The sequence below is a fragment of the Burkholderiales bacterium genome (genome assembly GCA_013695435.1).
Classification (GTDB): Bacteria; Pseudomonadota; Gammaproteobacteria; order Burkholderiales; family JACMKV01; genus JACMKV01.
This window is the reverse complement of the sequence record JACDAM010000028.1, coordinates 1-4838: the sequence shown is the minus strand read 5'-3', so window position 1 is coordinate 4838 and position 4838 is coordinate 1. Positions and strand designations below refer to the sequence as shown.

The 4838-nt window shown below is 57.2% G+C and carries 5 protein-coding genes; all 5 read right to left on the bottom strand.

All coding sequences use genetic code 11. The features are described 5' to 3' along the window. The coding region (locus H0V78_01430) for an ABC transporter substrate-binding protein (GenBank protein MBA2350477.1) at positions 1–659 on the bottom strand (659 nt) is incomplete at its 3' end. Between the two features lie 111 nt (positions 660–770). Then, complete coding sequence (locus H0V78_01425) at positions 771–1583, bottom strand: hypothetical protein (protein MBA2350476.1); 813 nt, start codon at positions 1581–1583, stop codon at positions 771–773. Next, on the bottom strand, positions 1573–2022 hold the full coding sequence (locus tag H0V78_01420; GenBank protein MBA2350475.1) for a hypothetical protein: 450 nt from the start codon (positions 2020–2022) through the stop codon (positions 1573–1575). The genes H0V78_01425 and H0V78_01420 overlap by 11 nt, the downstream gene beginning before the upstream one ends. A 712-nt stretch (positions 2023–2734) precedes the next feature. After that, positions 2735–3172, bottom strand: coding sequence for a cysteine-rich CWC family protein (locus tag H0V78_01415; GenBank protein MBA2350474.1), 438 nt, complete (start codon positions 3170–3172; stop codon positions 2735–2737). Between the two features lie 38 nt (positions 3173–3210). Continuing rightward, the coding region (locus H0V78_01410) for a methylmalonyl-CoA mutase (protein MBA2350473.1) at positions 3211–4838 on the bottom strand (1628 nt) is incomplete at its 5' end.

The window sequence follows — 4838 nt, the reverse complement described above, 5'->3', positions numbered from 1 at the left end:
CAGCCAGGTCTGGCTGCGACCCGTTCCGGGCGAAACTTCTTGCCGCACCACGAACCGATGATGATGTCGGGCGCGCGCCGCACGACATCATTCGGGTCGGCGATGATTCGATCACGGCCGAGGCTGCACGCGGCGCGCTCGGGAAATATGTCGTCGCCACCGGCGATGCCGATCAGTTCGCTGACCCAGCGAATGGCGCTGATCTGTGGATCGTCCCATTCCTCGAAATAGACGCGCGGACGCGACGGCAAGGCCGCCGCCGCTTCGCGCACTTCTGCCACGTGCGACTCGAGTTGACGCGCATAGCGCTCGGCTTTTTCCCACGTGCCGACTAGCGCGCCGAGTCGCCGCACGTAAGCGACGATGCCTTCCACCGAACGATGGTTGCTGATCCACACTTCGACGCCGCGCTTGATCAGCGCTTGAGCGATGTCGGCCTGAATATCGGAAAAGCCGATCGCGAAATCGGGATCCAGCTTCAGAATGTCCTCGATTTTGGCGCTGGTGAACGCCGAAACCTTCGGCTTCTCCTTGCGCGCCCGAGCGGGCCGCACGGTGAAACCCGAAATGCCGACGATGCGATGCCCCTCGTTGATCGCATACAGCACTTCGGTCGGCTCCTCGGTCAGACAGACGATGCGCTGCGGGTGATCGGTCATGCTTCGCGCAAATTTATCGGGCGGATCGCCGGCAATAATCCACCGGCCAATTGCAAGCGAAACGCCGTTGTAGGACGGTCAGGTTGATCGCCGTGTAGCCGTCCACTTCATCTACTTGTCGTCCGGTACTTCTAAGGCCTTGGGCAGTTGCCACCAACTGCCTTTCCGCTTGGCTACAAACCGCTGGATGGTGAGGGAATCAGTATCGTGTGGATCGAAATCCACTTGGTCCGGTTCAAGAGGAGTGGCATCAGCGAACTGGCCGATCTGTTCTGCGAAATTGCGATCCTCGACTGGCTCGTTTATGTCGTCCCGCCTTAAGCTTACACGCCATCCGGGCAGGTGACGATCCCATAAGCGCACCATCAGGCAACCATCATCGCCGGGGGGACAGTGCGCGAAGGCCATGATTCCCTTCTCTTTCGTTTCATCAGGCAAGTCGTCAAAATGCCCGTTCATGCGCTGAAGCTCGGACTTAATATCGGGTCCCCAGAGGAAATCCTGATCCTCTCTTAAGAAGGCTGGTGCGCATCGCTGGTGTAATCGGTCGGATGAAACAAACACATGGCAAAAGGGTAGGTAGAAGAGGTAGGCGACATCTACACGATTCGATGGTCTCTCGGTTGAGATCAGATTTGCGGCGAGAGCAATCTGGAAGAAAACTTCAACCGTAAAAACGTGCGCTGCATAAGGTGCATAACCGCAGAGGGGAGGGTATCCGGCTACGCTCCAGCGCCGCAGAACAGGTGTATACATCTCTCGCGGCGTATTGAGGAAGACTAGCGCTAGCTTCATCCGGTCGAATGGCTTGTCTCGCTCTTTCACCAGCCTGTCGGCAAGAGCCTTTGCCTCAGCCAAGGACCTGCACTTTTTTCCGTCAATGCCGAGCACTCGAAACTGCTGCGCAACTTCATCAAGGTCCAAGTTGCGTCAGCGCCTCTCGCCAGACTCTGGCGAACTTCCGCTCGATGTCCAAAAACTGACCGCGTTGCCAGCGGGAGAACGCCTCGGCCTCGGGCGATTCGTTAAATACGATTCCGCTCTTGCCGCCACTTTTGACGAGGCGGCCACCCGCTACCGGTATCTGCCCAGTCATCGGCACCCTATGACCCAGAAGGTCTCCGATGCACATCTGAACGTGATCGGCACAGGGAGCTCCGTGCATGACCGGAGTCTTTTCGGCAATTATCCCCACTTCCTGTTCTTGAGTCCGTCCCTCTCGAACCGACTTCTCCAAGTCAGCAAGCGTTTCCACATAGAACAGAGGGCATATGTTCGGGATGGAAAAGTGATCGAACCACAGTGATTCGTCGACACTGAGGGACTGCAGGAACGATTTGTCGAAAAGGGTTATTGGACCCACTCGTACGGCTCCCTGTCGGTTAACGCGATGGGCGGCCAAAACGTCCACATCCGCCGGAGGCGCTTGGCAATCGACGTACGCGCTATTTTGTCAGCGCACACCAGACGTTTTTCGATCGCCTCGGTCAAACAATTCGGACATAGCAGGCGTTCTCGAACCCATCGGCGGAGCGATATGAGGCAAGCTTGCGCACCAGCATTGCGCTCCCGGTATTCGCCTGACAAACGAATTCCGCGCGAAGCGGTCAGGATAACGGGCTTATCTTCTTTACGCCTAAAGCCCCAACCGCGCCGCGCGTCCCCAACGCGCGTGCTGAGCACGGTTTCACGGAGTCGAGTGCCGCGAAACGTCAGGCATCACGATCGCCGAGCATCTTGATAATATGCTTTGCAAGCGGCTCTTTGATCTCGCGATGCCGCGGCACGGGTTGAGAAACTTTAGTCTCAGGTTCTGGTACCAGTCATGCTTCCCGCCATGGCGAATGAACACACAGCCCAAGCCTTCGAGCTTTTTACGAGGTCTACCCCCTTCACGCGACGTCAAGCTCTGACACCCTGCGAATGTTCGGGATGGCACCGCTGGTGAGTTCTTTGTAAAGATCGATAAGATGTTGTTTGAGGTCGTCCTCGCTTTCTCCTTGCGTCCAATAATCTGGAATTCCTCGAGATAGCCCAGCCAGGCTTCGTCGTTCGTCCAGTAGACATATTTTTGTTTAGTCATCGCCAGGGACTCCTGTTTGCTCTTCCAATAGATTTGCGTGTTGTAGTGTTTTTTCGATCGCCTCGGTCAAACAATTCGGACACAGGCAGGCATTGCTCGATCTCATCGGCGGAGCGATGTGAGGCAAGCTTGCGCACCAGCACTGGGCTCCTGGCACTTGCTCCTCACAAACGAAGTCCGCGCCGCATCGTCCGCAGCATTTCGTTTTCGCTGGTGCGCCGCAGTCCGGGTTCGGCTCGGGTTTGTCAAACTTGTGGTCGAAATTGAATTGGGCTCGACGGCCCGCTAGCGCGTTCCAGACTTCCAATCTCTCGCGATCCGAGTAGGACGCCCATGCCGTGATTTCTTCGATGGTCCGATAGCAGCCGATGCACAGTTGGGTCAGCGGATCGAGCTTGCAGATGTCGATGCACGGCGATTCTTTTGACAGATCCCGGCTTTCGCCGGGATGGGCGGCCGCCCCGCCGCTCACATCGATCGGCGGTACTGGCCGCCCACTTCGAAGAGCGCGTGCGTGATTTGCCCGAGAGAGCAAACGCGCACCGCGTCCATCAGCACCGCGAAAACGTTTTCGTCGGCGATAACAGCTTGCTGCAAGCGGCGCAGAATCACGGCGGCTTTGCCATGGTGGCGCTGATGAAAATCGGCGAGGCGCGCCAACTGGCTCTCTTTCTCGTCTTCGGTCGACCGAATCAGCTCGATCTGCCGCGGCGTTGCATCTTCGTGCGGATTGCGGAAGGTGTTGACGCCGACAATCGGATACGAGCCATCGTGTTTTTTATGCTCGTAGTACAGCGACTCCTCCTGAATCTTGCCGCGCTGGTAGCCTGTTTCCATCGCGCCCAGCACGCCGCCGCGCTCCGAAATCGCGTCGAATTCCTTGAGCACGGCTTCTTCGACGAGATCGGTCAGTTCATCGATGATGAAACTGCCCTGATTCGGATTCTCGTTCTTGCCGAGACCCCACTCGCGATTGATGATGAGCTGGATAGCCATCGCGCGGCGCACGCTTTCCCCGGTCGGCGTCGTAATGGCTTCGTCATACGCATTCGTATGCAGCGAATTGGTATTGTCATAAGTCGATATCAATGCCTGCAAGGTTGTGCGGATGTCGTTGAACGCGATCTCCTGCGCGTGCAAGCTGCGCCCGCTGGTCTGCGAATGAAACTTGAGCTTCTGCGAGCGCTCGTTGGCGCCGTAACGGTCGCGCATCGCGACCGCCCAGATGCGGCGCGCGACGCGTCCGAGCACAGCGTATTCGGGATCCATTCCGTAGGAAAAAAAGAATGACAGGTTGGGCGCGAAATCGTCGATATGCATGCCGCGCGCGAGCCAGGTCTCGACGAAAGTGAAACCGTTCGACAGTGTAAATGCGAGCTGCGATATCGGGTTCGCGCCGGCCTCCGCGATGTGATAGCCCGAGATCGAAACCGAGTAGAAATTCCTGACGTTGTGATGGACGAAGAACCCCTGGATATCGCCCATCACTTTCAGGCTGAACTCAGTTGAAAAGATGCAGGTATTCTGGCCCTGGTCTTCTTTCAAAATGTCGGCTTGCACTGTGCCCCGCACCGTCGAAAGCGTCCAGTCCCGGATCTTCCCGATTTCGTCGTCAGTCGGCACGCGTCCGTTGTCGGATTTAAATTTGTCGATCTGCTGGTCGATCGCGGTATTGAAAAACATCGCGAGGATGGTCGGTGCCGGCCCGTTGATGGTCATCGAAACCGAGGTCGCGGGATCACAGAGATCGAAGCCAGAATAAAGCACTTTCATATCGTCCAGGGTTGCGATCGAAACGCCCGAGTTGCCGACCTTGCCGTAGATGTCGGGGCGTCGGTCGGGATCGAAACCGTAGAGCGTGACCGAATCGAAAGCGGTCGAAAGCCGTTTCGCCGGCGCGTGTTCCGATAGCAGGTGAAACCGCTTATTGGTGCGGAATGCATCGCCTTCGCCGGCAAACATTCGGGTTGGATCTTCGTTCTCGCGCTTGAAGGCAAAAACGCCTGCGGTGAACGGGAAGGCGCCAGGGAGGTTTTCGAGCATCAGCCAGCTCAATAGCTCGCCGTGATCTTCGTATTTCGGCAGCGCGACCTTGC